The sequence below is a fragment of the Mesorhizobium sp. M0088 genome (assembly GCF_040322895.1).
Classification (GTDB): Bacteria; Pseudomonadota; Alphaproteobacteria; order Rhizobiales; family Rhizobiaceae; genus Mesorhizobium.
Window position 1 is genome coordinate 173,741 of record NZ_JAMYUI010000007.1, and the last position, 19,544, is coordinate 193,284.

19 protein-coding genes are annotated in these 19,544 nt (G+C 62.4%); 9 read left to right on the forward strand and 10 right to left on the reverse strand.

Going from position 1 to position 19,544, the window contains the following annotated elements:
• Nucleotides 1-6: 6 nt before the first annotated feature.
• The 5 genes from urtB (at nt 7) to NKJ67_RS10895 (ending at nt 4,815) form a co-directional block, all read left to right on the forward strand.
• Nucleotides 7-1,620 (forward strand): urea ABC transporter permease subunit UrtB, encoded by a 1,614-nt coding sequence (gene urtB, locus NKJ67_RS10875; RefSeq protein WP_352581321.1) that lies wholly within the window; start codon nt 7-9, stop codon nt 1,618-1,620.
• The gene (gene urtC / locus NKJ67_RS10880; protein WP_352581322.1) at nt 1,617-2,849 is read left to right on the forward strand and encodes an urea ABC transporter permease subunit UrtC; all 1,233 of its coding nucleotides are present in this window, start codon (nt 1,617-1,619) and stop codon (nt 2,847-2,849) included. Before urtB ends, urtC begins: the two co-directional genes overlap by 4 nt.
• A 6-nt stretch (nt 2,850-2,855) precedes the next feature.
• Nucleotides 2,856-3,602, forward strand: a complete 747-nt coding sequence (gene urtD, locus NKJ67_RS10885; protein WP_127271299.1) for an urea ABC transporter ATP-binding protein UrtD — start codon at nt 2,856-2,858, stop codon at nt 3,600-3,602.
• Between the two features lie 69 nt (nt 3,603-3,671).
• Nucleotides 3,672-4,367 carry an urea ABC transporter ATP-binding subunit UrtE gene (gene urtE, locus NKJ67_RS10890; protein WP_352581323.1) on the forward strand — a complete coding sequence of 232 codons (696 nt, stop codon included), beginning with the start codon at nt 3,672-3,674 and terminating at the stop codon, nt 4,365-4,367.
• A 271-nt stretch (nt 4,368-4,638) separates the two neighbouring features.
• Complete coding sequence (locus NKJ67_RS10895) at nt 4,639-4,815, forward strand: hypothetical protein (RefSeq protein ID WP_081738697.1); 177 nt, start codon at nt 4,639-4,641, stop codon at nt 4,813-4,815.
• Nucleotides 4,816-4,864: 49 nt separating this feature from the next.
• On the opposite strand, the gene NKJ67_RS10900 is transcribed toward NKJ67_RS10895, so the two are convergent.
• From NKJ67_RS10900 to NKJ67_RS10935, 8 genes are all read right to left on the reverse strand, one after another.
• Complete coding sequence (locus NKJ67_RS10900; RefSeq protein WP_352581324.1) at nt 4,865-6,016, reverse strand: GGDEF domain-containing protein; 1,152 nt, start codon at nt 6,014-6,016, stop codon at nt 4,865-4,867.
• Between the two features lie 115 nt (nt 6,017-6,131).
• On the reverse strand, nt 6,132-6,953 hold the full coding sequence (locus NKJ67_RS10905; RefSeq protein WP_352581325.1) for a DUF72 domain-containing protein: 822 nt from the start codon (nt 6,951-6,953) through the stop codon (nt 6,132-6,134).
• Nucleotides 6,954-6,976: 23 nt separating this feature from the next.
• The gene (locus NKJ67_RS10910; protein ID WP_352581326.1) at nt 6,977-7,447 is read right to left on the reverse strand and encodes a GNAT family N-acetyltransferase; all 471 of its coding nucleotides are present in this window, start codon (nt 7,445-7,447) and stop codon (nt 6,977-6,979) included.
• A 31-nt stretch (nt 7,448-7,478) separates the two neighbouring features.
• Nucleotides 7,479-10,400, reverse strand: a complete 2,922-nt coding sequence (gene uvrA, locus NKJ67_RS10915) for an excinuclease ABC subunit UvrA (RefSeq protein ID WP_352581327.1) — start codon at nt 10,398-10,400, stop codon at nt 7,479-7,481.
• Nucleotides 10,401-11,112: 712 nt separating this feature from the next.
• The gene (locus NKJ67_RS10920) at nt 11,113-11,409 is read right to left on the reverse strand and encodes a hypothetical protein (RefSeq protein ID WP_127409087.1); all 297 of its coding nucleotides are present in this window, start codon (nt 11,407-11,409) and stop codon (nt 11,113-11,115) included.
• Between the two features lie 93 nt (nt 11,410-11,502).
• Nucleotides 11,503-12,108 (reverse strand): ATP-dependent Clp protease proteolytic subunit, encoded by a 606-nt coding sequence (locus NKJ67_RS10925; RefSeq protein WP_127270740.1) that lies wholly within the window; start codon nt 12,106-12,108, stop codon nt 11,503-11,505.
• A gap of 24 nt (nt 12,109-12,132) precedes the next feature.
• Nucleotides 12,133-12,630, reverse strand: coding sequence for an SRPBCC family protein (locus NKJ67_RS10930; protein ID WP_352581329.1), 498 nt, complete (start codon nt 12,628-12,630; stop codon nt 12,133-12,135).
• A complete protein-coding gene (locus tag NKJ67_RS10935) occupies nt 12,627-12,941 on the reverse strand; it encodes an ArsR/SmtB family transcription factor (protein ID WP_027036723.1) in 315 nt (104 codons plus the stop codon). Before NKJ67_RS10935 ends, NKJ67_RS10930 begins: the two co-directional genes overlap by 4 nt.
• A 226-nt stretch (nt 12,942-13,167) precedes the next feature.
• Here NKJ67_RS10935 and NKJ67_RS10940 point away from each other — a divergent pair, with 226 nt between their 5' ends.
• Together NKJ67_RS10940 and NKJ67_RS10945 are read left to right on the forward strand one after the other, a co-directional pair.
• A complete protein-coding gene (locus NKJ67_RS10940; RefSeq protein ID WP_352581331.1) occupies nt 13,168-13,686 on the forward strand; it encodes a single-stranded DNA-binding protein in 519 nt (172 codons plus the stop codon).
• A gap of 135 nt (nt 13,687-13,821) precedes the next feature.
• The gene (locus NKJ67_RS10945; protein ID WP_127263087.1) at nt 13,822-14,247 is read left to right on the forward strand and encodes an OsmC family protein; all 426 of its coding nucleotides are present in this window, start codon (nt 13,822-13,824) and stop codon (nt 14,245-14,247) included.
• A gap of 25 nt (nt 14,248-14,272) precedes the next feature.
• On the opposite strand, the gene NKJ67_RS10950 is transcribed toward NKJ67_RS10945, so the two are convergent.
• Together NKJ67_RS10950 and NKJ67_RS10955 are read right to left on the reverse strand one after the other, a co-directional pair.
• Nucleotides 14,273-14,902: a MarC family protein gene (locus tag NKJ67_RS10950; RefSeq protein WP_013531832.1), complete on the reverse strand. Its 630-nt coding sequence runs from the start codon at nt 14,900-14,902 to the stop codon at nt 14,273-14,275.
• A gap of 154 nt (nt 14,903-15,056) precedes the next feature.
• Nucleotides 15,057-15,587, reverse strand: a complete 531-nt coding sequence (locus NKJ67_RS10955) for a hypothetical protein (protein WP_352581332.1) — start codon at nt 15,585-15,587, stop codon at nt 15,057-15,059.
• 85 nt (nt 15,588-15,672) lie between these two features.
• On the opposite strand from NKJ67_RS10955, the gene NKJ67_RS10960 reads away from it, so the two are divergent.
• The gene (locus NKJ67_RS10960; protein ID WP_352581333.1) at nt 15,673-16,515 is read left to right on the forward strand and encodes a helix-turn-helix transcriptional regulator; all 843 of its coding nucleotides are present in this window, start codon (nt 15,673-15,675) and stop codon (nt 16,513-16,515) included.
• Between the two features lie 202 nt (nt 16,516-16,717).
• Complete coding sequence (gyrA, locus tag NKJ67_RS10965) at nt 16,718-19,519, forward strand: DNA gyrase subunit A (RefSeq protein WP_352581334.1); 2,802 nt, start codon at nt 16,718-16,720, stop codon at nt 19,517-19,519.
• Nucleotides 19,520-19,544: the final 25 nt, after the last annotated feature.

Consider the following 19,544-nt stretch of genomic DNA (forward strand, 5'->3'; position numbering starts at 1 on the left):
AAGCCGATGACCTTTATCCGCGCAGGCTTGACGCTGCTGTTCCTGCTGGCGACGCTGTCGTCATCGGGCGCTGCCGAAGCCGATCTGCGCGGCATCATCGCCAAATTCGCGACCGCCAAGGGCTTTTCGGAGATCGGAGCCGTCGTCCACGAACTGGCGGCCGCCGGCGATCCAGCTGTAGAGCGGCCGCTTGCGGCACTTGCCGACGGCAACCTGTATGTCCGCAAGGCTGATTCCCTGGTGTTTGTCGGCAAGGAAGCGGGCGAAAGCGTCCAGCTTTCCGACCCGTTGAGCGGCGAGGCGTCGGGCGAAGCGGCCAAGGACGGCATCACCAAGATCAAGGTCAACAACACGCTGCGTCGCGTCATACGCGATGCGTTGGGCACACTGACGCTCGGCGCCAAGGACCCGGCCGTGCGTGTTGCCGCCGCCGACACCATGTTCAAGACTCCCGACGCCGCAAACATCGGACCGCTCGACACGGCAATCGCCAGTGAGACCGTGGCCAGCGTCAAGGCGCTGCTCGAACAGGCTCGTGCCGCCTCCGTTCTGGTCTCCGACCGGCCCGAAGCCGACAAGCTCGCTGCAATTGCCCTGATCGGCGCGCGTGGCGACCGCGATGCGGTTTCCCTGCTCACCTCGGTCGAGGCGAATTCCACCGACGCGGTCAAGCAAGCGGCGACGACCGCAATCGCCAACATCAATTCGACGCTGGCCTTCTGGGATGCCGGGCAGAACATCTGGTACGGCATCTCGCTGGGCTCGGTGCTGCTGCTGGCGGCAATCGGCCTTGCCATTACCTTCGGCGTCATGGGTGTCATCAACATGGCGCATGGCGAGATGGTCATGCTCGGCGCCTACACGACCTTCGTCGTCCAGCAGGTGATCCGCACCTCCTTTCCCGGCCTGTTCGACTGGTCGCTGGTCATTGCGCTGCCGCTGGCCTTCCTCGTCGCGGCCCTTGTTGGCCTGATCATCGAGCGCGGCGTCATCCGTTTCCTCTATGGCCGGCCGCTTGAAACGCTGCTGGCGACATGGGGCGTCTCGCTGATCCTGCAGCAGGCCGTGCGCTCGATCTTCGGGCCGACCAACCAGGAGGTCGGCAACCCATCCTGGATGTCGGGCTCGTTCAATCTCGGACAGTTGGCGATCACCTGGAACCGGCTGTGGATCCTGGTTTTCGCGCTCGCTGTCTTCGGCATCCTGCTCTACGTGATGAAGCGCACGCCCTGGGGCCTGCAGATGCGCGCCGTCACCGCCAACCGGCGCATGGCCGCCTCTATGGGCATCAGGACGCCATGGGTAGACGCGCTGACCTTCGCGCTCGGCTCCGGCATTGCAGGCATTGCCGGTGTCGCGCTCAGCCAGATCGACAACGTCTCGCCCAATCTCGGTCGCGGCTACATCATCGACAGCTTCATGGTCGTCGTCTTCGGCGGCGTCGGCAATCTGTGGGGCACGCTGGTCGGCGCCTTCTCGCTCGGCATCGTCAACAAGTTCCTCGAGCCCTATGCGGGCGCGGTGCTCGGCAAGATCGTCGTGCTGGTGCTGATCATCCTGTTCATCCAGAAGCGCCCGCGCGGCCTGTTCGCGCTCAAGGGCAGGGCGGTGGAAGCATGATCACGGGACGCTTCTTTGCCGCCGGCGCGGACCGCCGCATCGCCATCACGATCTTCATCCTGCTGGCAGTGGCCGTCATCGTGCCGCTGCTCAACCTTGCGGTGTCTCCCACCAGCGCCTTCTACGTCCCTTCCTACATCGTCGCGCTGACAGGCAAATATCTCTGCTATGCGCTGCTCGCCTTGGCGCTTGACCTGGTCTGGGGCTATTGCGGCATCCTCTCGCTCGGTCACGGCGCCTTCTTCGCGCTCGGCGGCTATGCGATGGGCATGTATCTGATGCGCCAGATCGGCTCACGCGGCGTTTACGGCAATCCCATCTTGCCCGACTTCATGGTGTTCCTGAACTACAAGGAATTGCCCTGGTTCTGGTACGGTTTCGACCATTTCTGGTTCGCCGGCCTCATGGTGCTCGCGGTGCCCGGCCTGCTCGCTTTCGTCTTTGGCTGGTTCGCCTTCCGCAGCCGCGTCACCGGCGTTTATCTCTCGATCATCACCCAGGCGATGACCTACGCGCTGCTGCTTGCCTTTTTTCGCAACGACATGGGGTTCGGCGGCAACAACGGCCTGACCGATTTCAAGGATATTCTCGGCTTCAACGTGCAGGCCGACGCGACGCGTTCGGCGCTGTTCGCGGCCAGCGCCGTGATGCTCGCGCTTGCCGTGTTCGTCACCTGGGCAATCGTCGGCTCCAAATACGGCAAGCTCCTGATGGCGGTGCGCGATGCCGAGAGCCGCACGCGCTTTCTCGGCTGGCGGGCCGAGAACGTGAAACTGTTCGCCTTCACCGTCTCGGCTGTCATGGCCGGCATAGCCGGCGCGCTCTACGTGCCGCAGGTCGGCATCATCAATCCGGGCGAGTTCGAGCCGGCCAATTCGATTGAAGTCGTCGTCTGGGCGGCTGTCGGCGGGCGCGGCACCATCGTCGGACCGATCATCGGTGCGCTGCTGGTCAACGCCGGCAAATCCTGGTTCACCGGCGTGCTGCCGGAGTTCTGGCTGTTTGCACTGGGCGGGCTGTTCGTCGCCGTCACGCTTTTGCTGCCCAAAGGCATCATCGGCATGTGGGACAGTTGGCGCGGCAACGCCAAGGCGTTGCGAGCAGCTTCGATTGCCGAGGAAGCCGGCAGCGACCCCGACGTTCCGCCGCCGGCTAAAATCGTTCGCAGCGAGGCGAGAAAGCCCGGCGACTGGTCAGCCAGCAACCCCGAACCGCAGCCGGCGGAGTGAGCGACCATGTCAAAGTCGAACACGATCCTTTATCTCGACGGCGTCTCGGTCTCCTTCGATGGTTTTCGCGCCATCAACAATTTGTCGCTGGTGCTCGACAAGGGCGAGATGCGCGCCATCATCGGCCCCAACGGCGCCGGCAAGACGACGATGATGGACATTGTCACCGGCAAGACGCGGCCCGACGAAGGCGATGTGTTCTTCGACGGCCAGGTCGATCTGACCAAGCATGACGAGGCCGAAATCGCCATGATGGGCATCGGCCGCAAGTTTCAGAAGCCGACCGTGTTCGAAAGCCACACGATCGAGGAAAACCTGATGTTGGCGCTGAAGGGACCGCGCTCGATCTTCCCGGCGCTGTTCCATCGCCGCTCGACCGCCGAGACGCGGCAGATCGATGACATTCTCGGCATCATCCGGCTTGGTGACAAGCGTGACGAACTGGCGGCCAATCTGAGCCATGGACAAAAGCAGTGGCTCGAGATCGGCATGCTCCTGGCGCAGGACCCGAAACTGCTTCTGGTCGACGAACCGGTCGCCGGCATGACCGATGCCGAGACCGAGGAGACCGCGCGGCTGCTCAAGGATATTGCCCGCGACCATTCGGTCATCGTCGTCGAGCATGACATGCATTTCGTGCGCGAGCTCGGCGTCAAGGTCACCTGCCTGCATGAGGGCTCGGTGCTATCGGAAGGCACACTCGATTTCGTGTCGGCCGACGAGCGTGTCGTCGAAGTCTATCTGGGGAGATGAGCATGGTCTGGCGGGTGCAGTTCCATCACTTCGATCTGTCGTTTCTGCGGTTCTGGAAAAGGCGCTGACATGCTCGTAGTTTCCAATGCCACGCTGCACTACGGCGCCGCCCAGGCACTGCGCGGCGTGTCGCTGAAGGCGGGCGCAGGCAAGATCACCTGCGTGCTCGGCCGCAACGGCGTCGGCAAGACCAGTTTGATGAGATCGATCGTCGGCCATCACCGGCTGACGAGCGGAAGCGTTGCCTTCGAGGGGAAGGCGCTCGACCGGAGCGCGGCGTATGACCGCGCCCGGTCGGGCATCGCATTCGTACCGCAGGGCAGGGAGGTCTTTCCGCTGCTCACCGTGCGGGAGAACCTGGAATCAGGCTTTGCGCCGCTGAAACGGGCCGACCGCAACATTCCGGCGCATGTCTTCGAATTGTTCCCGGTGCTGAAGCAGATGCTCGGCCGCCGCGGCGGTGATCTTTCCGGGGGCCAGCAGCAGCAGCTCGCCATCGGACGGGCGCTGGTGATGCGGCCGAAACTGCTGGTGCTCGACGAGCCGACCGAGGGCATACAGCCTTCGATCATCAAGGACATCGGCCGCGCCATCCGCTACCTGCGTGACCAGGCCGGCATCGCCGTGCTTCTGGTCGAACAATATCTCGATTTCTGCCGCGAGTTGGCCGACGAGGTCAACATCATGGACCGTGGCGTGATCGTCCATACCGGTCCGGCGGAAGATCTGGACCGTGCTGATGTCAGGAAGTTCCTGACGGTCTAGAATCGCCAACGCACTTCAGTTGACGATCCGAAGTCCTTGGCAAGTCCAGTATTTCTCCGGCCCTGCACCAGCGTCTCTGGTGCATCGGCAGCTGCGTGCTAGTCTTTTCCTAGGCTTTTGTGAGTCGGCCGCTTCCGTACCAGTCTGGTTTATCGCAGATCGAGGAGCACGGCCAATGCCGGGCAAGTTTCACGCAAGCAAGGCTGCCTAGCTTCCCTCCTGCGATCTCTGTCGTTCAAACGCGTTTGGGCACACAGGCTAAGGGACAGCCATGGAACGTTACGTCGAGGATTACCAGAAGCGGCGGCTTATCGAACGTGTCGATATCATCGCTGCCATCAACATCTTGAGATCACAGGGCTGCGATTACGACGATCTGATCGAGGAGATCACCAAGGTCTTCTATGTCGATCTCGATACCTTCAATGAGATTGTCATGGCGGCCTAGGAGCCGCATTCGTCTCGCCACGATCAGAGGCCGGTGTTGACACACGCGATCAGCCTGCGCGCTTGAACGGAGAAGCGGTGACGCGGTTGCGGCCGGCGCGCTTGGCGTCGTAGAGCGCTTTGTCGGCGGCATTGAGCACCTTGTCGAAGCCGAGGCCTTCCTTGGTGCCGAAAGCAAATCCGGCACTGACCGTGCATATCAGCGAGCCTGTCTCGGTTTCGATGTGGTGCGCGGCGAAAGCTGCCCGGATGGCCTCGGCGGTGGCCTCCACCGTTTCGGGCAAGGTCCGCTTCAGCACCAGCGCGAATTCCTCGCCGCCCATGCGCGCGGCGACATCACCCGGGCGAAGATTGCTGGCGAGTTCCCGTGCAAATACCTTCAGCACCTCATCGCCGGCGGCGTGGCCGAATTCGTCGTTGATGGCCTTGAAGTTGTCGAGGTCGAAGACGACCACCGCCGTGAAGGCACCGACCGGCGCATCGCCGTGCAGGTCGAATAGGGCGCGGCGGTTGAGCAGGCCGGTCAGCGGGTCGGTCAGGGCATTGTGGCGGTGATGCCGGGCCAGACGCCCTTGGTTCAGGGCCAGGGAAAGCGCTCCGATGCCGGTCATGCTGGCGATAACGATGATGAGGCTCAGTTCCTCGGCCCAGTTGCTTGGCGCATGTCCAAGGACCAGCTTTCCCTCCCAGGCCAAAACCATGGCGCAGAGAGCAAAGGATGCGGCCGTGGCCGAATAGAGCGCGGTGATACCGGTTGTCAGGGCAGGGGCTTCGTTGCGGCCTTTCCAGTATTCGACCGCCGTTGCGAACAGAAGCAAGGCGGCGAAGGCATTTTCGAACATGAAGCCCAGCCCGTCATAGCCTAGAGCCATGGGAGGCAATGTCACGGCCAGCGAAATGGCGCTGCCAAACGCCGTTCGCGGCACTGGCGAGCCGCCGGTTCTGAACTGGTAGGCCGCGCCCAGCATTGTCGAGAAACCGAACAGGAGGAAAGCCAGCGTGGCGATGCCCAGCAGGCGCCCGGGCATATCGATATAGGCGTCATAGAAAAAAATATCGCCGACCACGAACACCAGGCTGACCGCCCATGTCAGCAGGAACTTTTCCGAGCGAGCGGTCAGCCACATGCCAAACAAGGTCAGGCTCAGGCAGGCAGCGGAAAAACCGACAGCCAGCAGAAGTGAAGTGTAGTCGAGCGACATGCCCCTCGTCCTTGCCCGCGGCGGCCCAGATTTGCGACTGGTTCAGCTGGATTCATGCAGCAAGGAGGTATCGATAAGGTTACGACGATGGCGAAGATGCCATGATTCCGCAGCGTCAGGGCACCGACAGATCCTGGTCCACCCGCTTCATCAGTGCCATGGCGCCGAACGGCGCTCGCACCTTGCCCTCCGTGATGAAGTAGACGAACACGTCGCGCGGCTTGACCGGCGCATCGGTGGCGGGGTCGGCGCGCCGCAGGTCAGCCGGCTGCTTGCCTTGCGCCCAGATATTTACCCGCGCGGCCCATTCATCGAGACCTTTCGGCGTGTAGCAATCGGGATTGTCGTCACTGCCGGTCTGCAGCCGGGCGTAGACGAAATCGGCGGTGACGTCGGCGATATCGGGATATTTGGCATGGTCGGCGTAGACGATCGCGGCCTTGTATTTTCGGGCAAGTGCTGCGAATTCCGGCACGACAAAACTGTCGTTGCGGACCTCTACCGCGTGGCGCAGCGCAACGCCGTCCTGCTTTTCCGGCAGCAGTTTCAAAAAGGCTTCGAAATCGTCCGGATCGAATTTCTTGGTCGGCGCGAACTGCCACAGGATCGGCCCGAGCTTTTCCCCGAGTGCGGCAACGCCCGAGCCGAGGAAGCGCGTCATCGATTCGCCGGCCTCGCTCAGCACGCGCCGGTTGGTGACGAAGCGGTTGCCCTTTAGCGAGTACACGAAACCGTCCGGCGCCTCGTTGGCCCATTTGACGAAGGTCGGTTCCTTGAAGCTGGAATAGTAAGTGCCGTTGACCTCGATGCTCGGCACCTGGCGAGTGGCGTAGTTCAGCTGCTTGGCCTTGGAGAGCTTGTCGGGATAGAAGGACGTATCCCAGGGCTCGAAGGTCCAGCCGCCCATGCCGGCGCGGATTGTTCCCGATGTGCTCATTGTCATCCTCCCAAGTTCAGAAATCAGGCCGCTGTGCTCTCGTGGACCGATTTCGCCATGTCGACCAGCACCCATCCCGGCCGGTAGGGATTGGGCCGGCGACCCGTTTCGTGGAAACCATAGGCCAGATAGAGCGCGATGTTCCGTTCCATCCTGGCGTTGGTGTAAAGCCGGACCTCGGGCAGGCCCCACAGGCGTGTCTGTTCGTCCGCGTGTTTGAGCAACGCAATGCCGAAGCCTTTGCCCTGGAAGGCGGGCGACACCGCGACGGAGAAAATCATCGCGTGGTCGTCATGCCGTTCCAGCGTGATCAGTCCGGCAAGTCCGCCGCCACTTTCCAACCCCCACACCTCGCCGCCCTCAATGCGCGGCGCATAGTCCTCGGTGACTGGGATCGGCGGTGCGCCTAATAGTGCAGTGTAAGGCGCATAGGCCGCTTGCGTCAGCGAGACGACGGTTTGGAGATCACCGGCAAGCGCTCTTCTGATTTTCATTCAAAAGCTCTCCAAGCGCCAACCGGTCCGATCACTCCGCCGCTTCGCGCTTGCCTCCGGGGCGCCGCTCCAGCAGTTCCTTGAGGAACTGGCCGGTGTAGCTGCGCTTTTCGCGCACGATGGCTTCCGGCGTGCCGGAGGCAACCAGTTCGCCGCCGCCGTCGCCGCCTTCGGGGCCGAGGTCGAGCACCCAGTCGGCGGTCTTGATCACTTCGAGATTGTGCTCGATGACCACCACCGTGTTACCCTGGTCGACCAGTTCATGCAGTACTTCCAACAGCTTGGCGACGTCGTGGAAATGCAGGCCGGTGGTCGGCTCGTCGAGGATATAGAGCGTCTTGCCGGTCGCCTTGCGCGACAGTTCCTTGGCGAGCTTGATGCGCTGCGCCTCGCCGCCGGACAGTGTCGTCGCCTGCTGGCCGATATGGATGTAGCCGAGGCCGACCTGCTTCAGCGTTTCGAGCTTGTCGCGCACGCCAGGCACGGCGGCGAAGAAGTCGACGCCTTCCTCGACCGTCATGTCGAGCACGTCGGCGATCGACTTGCCCTTGAACACCACGTCGAGCGTCTCTCTGTTATAGCGCTTGCCGTGGCAGACGTCGCAAGTGACGTAGACGTCGGGCAGGAAGTGCATCTCGATCTTGATGACGCCGTCGCCCTGGCAGGCCTCGCAGCGGCCGCCCTTGACGTTGAACGAAAAACGTCCCGGCTGATAGCCGCGCGCCTTGGCTTCGGGCAGGCCAGCGAACCAGTCGCGGATTGGCGTGAAGGCGCCGGTATAGGTGGCGGGGTTCGAACGCGGAGTCCTGCCAATGGGCGACTGGTCGATGTCGATGACCTTGTCGAGGAATTCGAGGCCCTCGATGCGGTCGTGGTCGGCCGGGTGCTCGCGCGAGCCCATGATGCGGCGCGAAGCAGCCTTGAACAGCGTTTCGATCAGGAAGGTCGATTTGCCGCCGCCCGACACGCCGGTGACGGCAGTGAAGGTGCCGAGCGGTATTTCGGCGGTGACGTTCTTCAGATTGTTGCCGCGCGCGCCGACGATCTTCAGGCGGCGGTTCTTCTTCGCTTCACGCCGCACGCCGGGCGTCGCCACTTCGAGCGCGCCGGACAGATATTTGCCGGTGATCGAATTGGGATTGGCCATGACCTGCTGCGGGGTGCCCTGGGCGATGATCTCGCCGCCATGGATGCCGGCGGCCGGACCCATGTCGACGACATAGTCGGCATGCAGGATGGCGTCCTCGTCATGCTCGACGACGATCACCGTGTTGCCGATATCGCGCAGGTGCTTCAGCGTATCGAGCAGGCGGGCATTGTCGCGCTGATGCAGGCCGATCGACGGCTCGTCCAGCACATAGAGCACGCCCGTGAGACCGGAGCCGATCTGCGATGCCAGCCGGATGCGCTGGCTCTCGCCGCCTGACAGCGTGCCGGAATTGCGCGACAGCGTCAGGTAGTCGAGCCCGACATCGTTGAGGAAGCGCAGCCGCTCGCGGATCTCCTTGAGCACCCGCACCGCGATCTCGTTCTGCTTGTCGTTGAGCGACGCGGGCAGGTCGGTGAACCACTGGTCGGCCTTGCGGATGGAAAGCTCGGTGACTTCGCCGATATGTCTGCCTGCGATCTTCACCGCCAGCGACTCCGGCTTCAGCCGATACCCCTTGCAGGCCGGGCAGGGCGTGGCCGACATGAAGCGCTCGATCTCTTCACGCATCCAGGCGGATTCGGTCTCTTTCCAGCGCCGCTCGAGATTGGGAATGACGCCTTCAAAGGTCTTGGTGGTCTTGTAGGAGCGCAGGCCGTCATCATACTGGAAGGTGATTTCGCGCTCACCCGTGCCGTGCAGGATAGCTTCCTTGGCCTCTTCGGACAAATCCTTGAACTTGTCGCCAAGCTTGAAGCCATAGGCCTTGCCCAGCGCTTCCAGCGTTTGCGCGTAATAGGGGGAAGTCGATTTCGCCCACGGGCTGACGGCGCCGTCGCGCAGCGAGATGTTCTCGTCCGGCACGATCAGATTGCCATCGATGGCGCGCTGGCTGCCGAGACCGTCACAGGTCGGGCAGGCGCCGAACGGGTTGTTGAACGAGAACAGGCGCGGTTCGATTTCCGGAATGGTGAAGCCGGAGACCGGGCAAGCGAACTTTTCCGAGAACAGGATGCGCTCATGCGTCTCGTTCTTCGACTTGTTGACCGAATCCTCGCCGGTCTGGCTGGAATCGAGCGGCTTGTCGGCGAATTCGGCGACCGCCAGCCCATCGGCCAGCTTCAGCGCCGTTTCGATGGAATCGGCAAGCCGCGTCGCCAGATCGCCGCGCACGACGATGCGGTCGACGACGACGTCGAGGTCATGCTTGTACTTCTTGTCCAGCGCCGGCACGTCGGCGATCTCATAGAAGACGCCGTCGACCTTGACGCGTTGAAAGCCCTTCTTCTGCAGTTCCAGTAATTCCTTGCGGTACTCGCCTTTGCGGCCGCGCACCATCGGCGCCAGGATGAACAGGCGCGTGCCTTCCTCGATCGCCAGCACGCGGTCGACCATCTGCGAAACCGTCTGGCTCTCAATCGGCAGGCCGGTGGCCGGCGAATAGGGGATGCCGACGCGGGCGAACAGGAGCCGCATGTAGTCGTAGATCTCGGTGACGGTGCCGACCGTTGAACGCGGGTTCTTCGAGGTGGTCTTCTGCTCGATGGAAATGGCGGGCGACAGGCCGTCGATCTGGTCGACGTCAGGCTTCTGCATCATCTCAAGGAATTGCCGCGCGTAGGCCGACAGGCTTTCGACGTAGCGGCGCTGGCCCTCGGCATAGATCGTGTCGAAGGCCAGCGATGACTTGCCGGACCCCGACAGGCCGGTCATGACAATCAGGCTGTCACGCGGCAAGTCGAGATCGACATTCTTCAGATTGTGTTCGCGCGCCCCGCGAATGGAAAGATATTTATGGTCGGCCATAGCCGGTCGCCGCCTCAGAATCTGGAATTTCCTGGAATGGCGGGTTTTCCCGGCCATCCCCTATGTAGGTAGTTTTGCCGCCACGTCGAGATACGCCACAATTCCCGACGAGAGCGTTTAAGCGTCTTTCGCGTGAACGGGCAAGCGGAAAGAACAAAGGCCGAACACGCTCCTGACAAAGCTGTGCAAAAACTGACTTGCACGTAACCTCCCGGCGATCACATTTTTCGGTAACCGGCTATTGATGGTTGACGCCACCAGCTGACGGGAGCAGTCTCCAGCAGTCAACGAAGACGGCCGTCTTTCGATGGCCTCGCCGCCCAAAGGCGGCCTGCGAGACGCCGCAGGCATTTGCGATTTGTGCTTCGAATTGACAACAATCGCAACGGACAGAGGAGCGGAGCTATGACGCCACCGGATCGTCCCCCAGGGTTCCAGTTGTCACTGGAGCCGAGGCAGGCATAAGTGCCAGGGTTCAGCGTTTTCGCCAGCCGGCAAACCGTGACCTGCCATCTCTCGTAAAAATCAGAGACTGCTAGTCGGATCGTCGGCTGAATGCCGCGGTGCATCCGAAATCAAACGCCGGCAGTACACTCCCGGTAAAATTGGATTTGAGATCCAAAAAGGCCCCGTCCGTTTGCGCAAAGCACGGCGGGGCCGTTTTCATGTGCGGATTGTCTTGTGGGCGACAGGCGCAGCGCGACACGCGCTGTCAGTGGCGCGGCGGCCCGATCGAGCCGGCGCCGACATCGACAGTGATGCTGCCGGAAATCCTGACATCGGTATCGCCGATCTTGAATGTACCGTTCTCGCCGGCTGGCAGCGCATCGTCCGGCTCGGGAGCCGGCTTGGCGATGCGGTAGTCGCCGGTTACGCCGGGAAGGGCGCTTTTTTGCGTCGACGACGAACTGTCGTCGGCAAGTGCCGCGCCGCTGATGAGACCCGCAATGGCGAGCGCTGCAACGGCGATGACGCGGTGCAATGATCTGGACTGATGAGTGTCGGTCATCCCAGGACTATAGTGGCGCGCCGCCGATGGAACCAGACCGGCATCGTCAAATCTTCGACTACCTGCCGGACGGATCTCCGATCCGGCCCTGGCTTACGCCGCTTTCTTTCGCGTGTCGAAAACATGGTCGACGATGCCCCAGGACTGGGCCTCGCGGGCGGTCATGAAGTGGTCGCGGTCGAGCGTGCGTTCCACCTCTTCATAGCTGCGGCCGCAATGCTGCGCGTAAAGTTCGGCCATGTGCCGTTTCGTCCGGCCGATGCGCTCGGCATGGCGCTGGATGTCGGATGCCTGGCCCTGGAACCCACCCAGCGGCTGATGCAGCAGGATAGTGGCATTCGGCAGGGAAATCCGGCGCCCCGGTGTGCCTGCCATCAGCAGGAACGAGCCCATCGAGGCGGCAAAGCCCATGCATACGGTGGACACCGGGCAGCTGATATATTGCATCGTATCGTAGATGGCGAAGCCGCTGGTCACCACGCCGCCCGGCGAGTTGATGTAGAGCGAGATCTCCTTGTCGGGATTGTCCGATTCCAGCGACAAAAGCTGCGCGCAGACCAGCGCCGAGATGTCGTCGTTGATCTCGCCGTTGATGAAGATGATGCGCTCGCGCAGCAGCCGCGAAAAGATGTCGAAGGCACGTTCGCCGCGGCTCGATTGCTCGATGACCATCGGCACCAGACTGGCAACACCGCTCATTGTCTCTCTCCGTCCGTTTTGTTTTCAGGCCGCGCGAAGCAGGAGGCGAGGCGTGTTTGCGGCGATTGGCTTAGATGACCTGTTCGCACCGAGCGAAACCCGGCAGCCGGCGCCTGCCATGGCGACGGCAGGCATGGTCTTGCGGGCAAAGCCGTCATGGACGATACGTAGATGCGTGCCGCCGGATACGGTTCGGGCAAGTGTGAAGGTGACGGTGCTGTCGAGCGGCCCCTGCCGCGCGGCGCCGCCTGGCTGCGAGCGCTCCCGCCAGGAGTAGCGCAACAGCCGTTCGGGTTCGGCGTCGAGGATTTCGCATTCGATCGGCGTGTCCGGTCCGGCGAAGGCAAAACGGTTGCCGATCTCGGGGCTGATGTCGTTCGGCATCATCCAGGCGGCCAGCAATTCCGGTATGGTCAGGGCCCGCCAGACCTTTTCCGGCGGCTCGGCAAGCTCGTACTCGAACTCAAGCGCATCCGCGGCGTCGCCTTGGCCGTCGTTGGCCGCTAATCCCGCCTTCTTCATTGATCCATGTCCTTCAAAACCGCCTTCAGCCTTTCGATGCGTTCCGGCCAGAAGGTCCGGTAGCGCTCGATCCAGGAGAGCAGGGGGACAAGCCCCTGCGGATCGGCGCGGTAATAGGCGTTGCGGCCGGCTCGCCGCTCGACCACCAGGCCTGCGCCACGCAGCACCGCCAGATGCTGCGACACCGCGGGCTGCGACACCGTCATACCGGTGCGCAATTCCGACACGCTCATCTCGCCGGCGGCCAGCCGCTCAAAGACGGCGCGGCGCGTCGGGTCGGCCAGTGCGCGAAAAATCTCTGCTTCGATCATGCCAAAAGCATAAGTGCATACTTATTGGTTTGGCAAGCGGTCTTTTCAAACCCATATGATCGGCTTCGGCATTGCTGCCATTCCTTGACAATAAGCAGCGATGCGGATAAGAACGAAAAGGGAACAAAAACCTTGTGGGTAAAGGCAGCCATGGCAAGCGGCGATCGCCTGCAGCCTGTAAGGTGCTGCGACAAAAATTTGTTTCGGATGAGCGCGGAGAAATATCATGGCGGGTAGCGTCAACAAGGTCATTCTGGTCGGCAATCTCGGCGCGGATCCCGAAATCCGTCGCCTGAATTCGGGTGAGCCGGTCGTCAACATCCGCATCGCCACATCGGAAAGCTGGCGCGACAAGAATTCCGGCGAACGCAAGGAAAAAACCGAGTGGCACAACGTCGTCATCTTCAATGAGGGCATCGCCAAGGTGGCGGAGCAGTATTTGAAGAAGGGCATGAAGGTCTATGTCGAGGGCCAGTTGCAGACACGCAAATGGCAGGACCAGACCGGCGCCGACAAGTACACGACGGAAGTCGTGCTGCAGAAATTCCGTGGCGAGCTGCAGATGCTCGACGCGCGCGGACAGGGCGAAGGCGGTCAGGTCGGCGGCTATACCGGTGGCGGCAGCAGCCGTGGTTCCGATTTCGGCCAGTCCAGCCCGAGCGAAGGCTTTAATCGCGGTGGTGGCGCTCCCAAGGGCGGTGGCGGCGGCTCGTCGCGCGAACTGGACGACGAGATTCCGTTCTGATCGCAACAGCAGATGTTATTTTTGGCTTAAGTCAAACATTGCGCCCCGAGAGTCCCTCATGGACTTTCGGGGTTTTGCATTGTCGAATTGAACGCTGACTTGGCGGTCAACGAAATATGGCGAAGGACGAGTTCGATGAAAGCACGCGTAAAATGGGTCGAGGAACGCACCTTCGTCGGTGAATCCGGCAGCGGCCACAAGGTCGTGCTCGGAACCGCGCCCGGACCGGAAGGCAGGACTCCGGGTCCAAGCCCGATGGAGCTGGTGCTGATCGGCACCGGCGGCTGTTCGGCCTATGATGTCGTGCATATCCTCGAAAAGGGCCGCGAGGCGGTCGAGGACTGCGTCGTCGAGCTTGATGCCGACCGGGCCGAAACCGAGCCCAGGGTTTTTACACGCATCCATATGCATTTCGTCGTCAAGGGCCGGGCACTCTCGCCCGACAAGGTCAAACGGGCAATCGACCTTTCGATCGAAAAATATTGCTCGGCCTCCGCAATGCTGGCCAAGACCGCCACGATTACCCACGATTTCGAGGTCATCGACACGACGGCGAAATAGAACCGGCTTCGGGATTTTCGCCGCGTCAGCCTGCTATCAGCGCTTTGATGCCGTCGGCGACGAATTGCACGGCCAGTGCCGCCAGGATGACGCCAAGCAGACGGGTCAGGATCGAGCGGCCGGTCTGGCCGAGGATGCGATCTATGCGTTCCGACAGCACGAACACCAGATAGGTAATGGCGAGGCAGACGAAGATGATGCCGACCAGCGCCGCCTGCGCGGCAAAGCCTTGAAACGAGCCGGAAAGCAGCACCGTCGCCGAAATGGCGCCTGGGCCGGCGATCAGCGGGATCGCCAGCGGGAAGGCGGCGATGTTGTGGATCATGTCCTTGGTGATGGCGACGTCGCCGATCTTTTCCTTGCGGTCCTGCCGGCGCTCGAACACCATCTCGAAGGCGATGAAGAACAGCAGGAAACCGCCGGCGACGCGGAAGGCCGGCAACGTTATGCCGAAAACCGACAGGATCGAGGCCCCGGCAACCGCAAACAACGCCATCACCAGGAAACCGATGATCGAGGCCCGGACCGAGACCTGCTGGCGCTCCTCGCGGTTCATGCCGCGCGTCACGGCGAGGAACAGCGGCGCCAGCCCGGGCGGGTCGATGGTCACGAGAATGGTGACGAAAGCATTGAACAGGCTGTCGAAACTCGGCATCTCTGACCCTCCCGCCGGGCCGTGCCCGGACAGAATATTGGTAGAGCAAAGCTCGTTCGGTGGGAACCGTTCGTGAGAAAGTGGTTGATGCGGGACAGAGGGCAGCGCGAAGGATCGCGACGCTTTTATTCTGGGCTGCTGCAATCCTCGGAGATCAAACCGCTCGCCGCGCCAGGAATTCGACCTCCAGCCGCCATGTCGCGCCATTGTCTTGCGAGCGTTCGCCCAGCCATCGGAAGGAGTTTTCGGTGATGCGTGAAAAGCTCCAGCGTACTGAACTGCCGGTGCCGTCGGCGCCCACTTGCACGATCGTGTCACCCTCGGCGCGGCCGAGCTGGCGGCTGAAATACTGGTTGCGCGGGTCGCTCCAGAAGATGTGCCAGGCATCCGCGCCGGGATCATAGACGCGCAGCGTCGTGCCATAAAAGGTCCATTTGCCGAGCGAAGGCTGGGGCCCAGCGTCCCGCGCGGGCAGGATCCAGACGTCCTGGATCGCCCGGCCTTCCAGCACCCAGCCGAAATGCACCTCGCCATGCCCTGTCAGTACCGTACCGTCCTCGAGGTGGCGCGAGGCGTCGAAAGTCCAGGAGCCGACGAAGCGGCCGTAAAGGCTCAGTTTTTCGGCAAGCCCTTCGATCGGTCCGGGGCTATGCAGGGCTTCGGCAAACGAGGATTGATCGAACATGGCTGCGGTCTCTTCTTGTCAGGAGACCGTTAGGACTAGGCGGTGACGGGGTTCTGGGCTTGGGAAAAATTGCTATATTTCGAGTATGACGACGACCACGCATAGTCTCGCATTCGGAGCCGGTTGGCACGTGACGGACGTCATTTGCACGGCCGGCGCCGGCGACCGGCCGTTCGAGGAAGCGCATCAGGATTTCTGCGTCGCTGCGGTCACCAGCGGCACGTTTCGCTACCGCGCCCAGCAAGGCACGGCGATGCTGGCGCCCGGCGCGCTCCTGCTCGGCAATCCCGGCACATGTTACGAATGCGGGCACGAGCATGGCAGCGGCGACCGTTGCCTCTCGTTCCATTTCGAGCCGGCTTACATGGAACGGATCGCAGCTGGCGTTCCGGGCGCCAGGAAGCTGGCTTTCGAGGCGGCGCGCCTGCCGCCTTTGCCGGTACTGGCGCCGCTCCTGGCCGAAGCGGAGACCGCGCGCGAGATGGCCTACATCGACGCCTTCGAGGAACTTTCCCTGCGCTTGGCCGGTGCTGCCGTGGCTACAGCCTCTGGCGCTACGCATGTCGGGCGCGCGCCCAGCCGCCGCGATCAGAAACGGGTGGCCGAGGCAGTGCGGCGGATCGAACTGGACGCCGATAGGCCGGTCTCGCTTTCAGCACTTGCCGATGAGACGGCAACCAGTCCGTATCACTTCCTGCGCATCTTCCGGCAGGTGGCGGGCATGACGCCCTACCAATTCCTGCTCAGGACGCGATTGCATAGGGCGGCGGTGCGGCTACGCATGTCCAACGATGCGGTCTCGGCGATCGCCTTCGAGGCCGGTTTCAACGATCTGTCGACCTTCAATCGTCGGTTTCGGCGGATCATGGGGGAGACGCCGGGGCAGTATCGCACCCGCCGTGACACACTGGCTGTTTCCGTCTCGTGAATCGGCCCAGTGCTCGCAAAGGCGCTCACGCGGGCTTTTGCCTCAGTGCGGCGAAAACCGCTTTGGCCATATCGTCGCAATCAGCGGTATCCATTTGAAATTACCACCAAAAATGACACTGGAAAAGTGCCTGACATGTTGGAGTTTCGGGCTTGCTTCCTATATAAGCACCAAGTGATTCCTGATTAGATTGTGATCCGATTTGACCGACCAGAAGACACCGCGCGGCGCCGACGGCGGCCCCACCGGCATCGAGCCGATATCCATCGTCGAGGAGATGCAGCGCTCCTATCTCGATTACGCTATGAGCGTGATCGTCAGCCGTGCGCTGCCGGACGTGCGCGACGGCCTGAAGCCGGTGCATCGCCGCATTCTCTTCGCCGCCCATGAGAGCGGCTACCACTGGAACCGCAAATATGTGAAGTCGGCGCGTCCGGTCGCCGACGTGATGGGTAAATACCATCCGCATGGCGACGCCTCCATCTATGACGCCTTGGTGCGCATGGCACAGGACTGGTCGCTGCGCGTTCCGTTGATCGACGGGCAGGGCAATTTCGGCTCCATCGACGGCGATCCGCCTGCGGCGATGCGCTACACGGAAGCGCGGCTGACCAAGGTCGCGCACGAGCTTTTGGAGGATATCGACAAGGATACCGTCGATTTCCAGGACACTTACGACGCGTCGGGCAGCGAACCGAAGGTTCTGCCGGCACGGTTTCCCAACCTTTTGGTCAACGGCTCGGGCGGCATCGCCGTCGGCATGGCGACCAACATTCCACCGCATAATCTCAGCGAAATCTGCAACGGCGCCATCGCCCTCATCGACAATCCGGCGATCGACCTGCCGGCGTTGATGGAGATCATTCCGGGACCGGATTTCCCCACCGGGGGCATCGTGCTTGGCCGTTCGGGCATCTACAACGCCTATTCGACCGGCCGTGGCTCCATCGTCATGCGCGGCAAGGTCAACATCGAACAGCGCGGCAACGACCGCGAGTCGATCATCATCACCGAGGTTCCCTACCAGGTGAACAAGTCGTCGATGATCGAGAAGATGGCTGAACTGGTGCGCGACAAGCGCATCGAGGGCATTTCCGATATCCGCGACGAGAGCGACCGCCAGGGCTACCGCGTCGTCATCGAGTTGAAGCGCGACGCCGTTGCCGACGTCATCCTCAACCAGCTCTACCGCTTCACGCCGCTGCAGACCTCCTTCGGCGCCAATATGGTGGCACTGAACGGCGGCAAGCCGGAAGTGATGAACCTGACCGATATGCTGAAGGCGTTCGTCGCCTTCCGCGAGGAAGTGATCACAAGGCGGACGAAATTCCTGCTGCGCAAGGCGCGCGACCGCGCCCATGTGCTGGTCGGTCTCGCCATCGCCGTCGCCAACATCGACGAGATCATCAAGCTGATCCGCACCGCGCCGGATCCGCAGACGGCGCGTGAGCAGTTGATGGAGCGGCGCTGGCCCTCTGGCGACGTGGAATCTCTGATCCTCCTGATCGATGACCCGCGTCACCGCATCAACGAGGACGGCACCTACAATCTGTCCGAGGAACAGGCGCGCGCCATCCTCGAGCTGCGCCTGCAGCGCCTGACCGCGCTCGGTCGCGACGAGATCGCCGACGAGTTGAACACGATCGGCGCCGAAATCATCGATTACCTGGACATTTTGTCGTCCCGCGCGCGCGTCCAGCAGATCGTCAAGGACGAGCTTGCCGCCGTGCGCGACGAGTTCGGCACGCCGCGCCGCACCGAACTCACCGACGGCGGTTCGGACATGGAAGACGAGGATCTGATCCAGCGCGAGGACATGGTCGTGACGGTGAGCCATTCCGGCTACATCAAGCGCGTGCCGCTGTCGCTCTACCGGGCGCAGCGTCGCGGCGGCAAGGGCCGCTCCGGCATGTCGACCAAGGAAGAGGATTTCGTCACCCGGCTGTTCGTGGCCAACACCCATACGCCGGTGCTGTTCTTCTCCTCGCGCGGCATCGTCTACAAGGAAAAGGTCTGGCGGCTGCCGATCGGCAATCCGCAGTCACGCGGCAAGGCGCTGATCAACATGCTGCCGCTGGAGCAGGGCGAGCGCATCACCACCATCATGCCGCTGCCCGAGGACGAGGCCAGCTGGGGCGAACTCTACGTGATGTTCGCCACCACGCGCGGCACCGTGCGCCGCAACGATCTATCCGACTTCGTCCAGGTCAACCGCAACGGCAAGATCGCCATGAAGTTGGAGGAAGAAGGCGACGAGATCCTCGGTGTCGAGACCTGCACCGACAAGGACGACGTGCTGCTGACCGCCAGCTCCGGCCAGTGCATACGCTTCTCCGTCGGCGACGTGCGCGTCTTCCAGAGCCGCAATTCGGTCGGTGTGCGCGGCATAACCATGGCCGAGACCGATCGCATCATCTCGATGTCGGTGATAGAGCATGTCGATGCTTCGCCGGCGGAACGCGCCGCTTACCTGAAGCGCGCGGCGGCGGAGCGGCGTCTGGCCACGGAAACGGCCGGGGAAGAGGAAGAGATCGCGCTGACCAATGAGGACATCGGCGAGGAGACGGAGCTTTCCGACAGCCGATACGAAGAGCTCAAGGCGCACGAACAGTACGTGCTGACGGTGACCGAATTCGGCTACGGCAAGCGTTCGTCGTCCTATGATTTCCGCCTGACTGGACGCGGCGGCAAAGGCATCCGCGCCACCGACGTGTCGAAGGCAGCCGAGATTGGCAGGCTGGTGGCGACGTTCCCAGTCGGCAATGACGACCAGATCATGCTGGTGTCGGACGGCGGCACCGTAATCCGGGTTCCGGTCAACGGCATCCGTTTCGCCAGCCGCGCCACCAAGGGCGTGACCATCTTCAACACGGCTGAAGGTGAGAAGGTGGTTTCGGTCGAACGGATATCGGAACCGCAAGCGGACGAAGAAAGCGAAGAGACCGTCGAGGGCGGTGCTGATGCCGCTCCGGCGCCTGACGCCGGTCCGGAGGTTGCGGACTAAGTCCGGCACCCGGGTTTTGACGTAG